The following is a 287-nucleotide window of genomic DNA, read 5'->3' on the forward strand; positions in this document are numbered from 1 at the left end:
ACCACGATTGGTCGTAGAAGCGGTAACCGGGTCAGTCAAAATAAAGAATGCGCCGAGCATGGTCGCTCCAGACAGCAGATGAATTTGCGGTGCTGCCAGTGTTTCTGGTGAGAACAACCAGCCCAACGTTGCGCATAACGCCAGCGTTACTAAGAAGCTGAGGGGAATATGCCAGCGAATCGCTTTCTGCCACAGCAACCATACGCCGCCAGCCAGCCAGGCGAGATTTACCCATTGCCAACCAACGCCCGCCAGAATACCGCTGTAGATCGGATATTGCATAATCT

At 53.3% G+C, this 287-nt stretch carries 1 protein-coding gene; it reads right to left on the bottom strand.

The window, feature by feature from the left end; translation table 11 throughout:
• Positions 1 to 287 (bottom strand): RnfABCDGE type electron transport complex subunit D (locus LZP73_RS20535; RefSeq protein WP_234236820.1); only part of this gene is annotated, 287 nt, incomplete at both ends.

Origin of the sequence: Shewanella sp. AS16 (genome assembly GCF_021412365.1) — a bacterium.
GTDB lineage: Bacteria > Pseudomonadota > Gammaproteobacteria > Enterobacterales > Shewanellaceae > Shewanella > Shewanella salipaludis.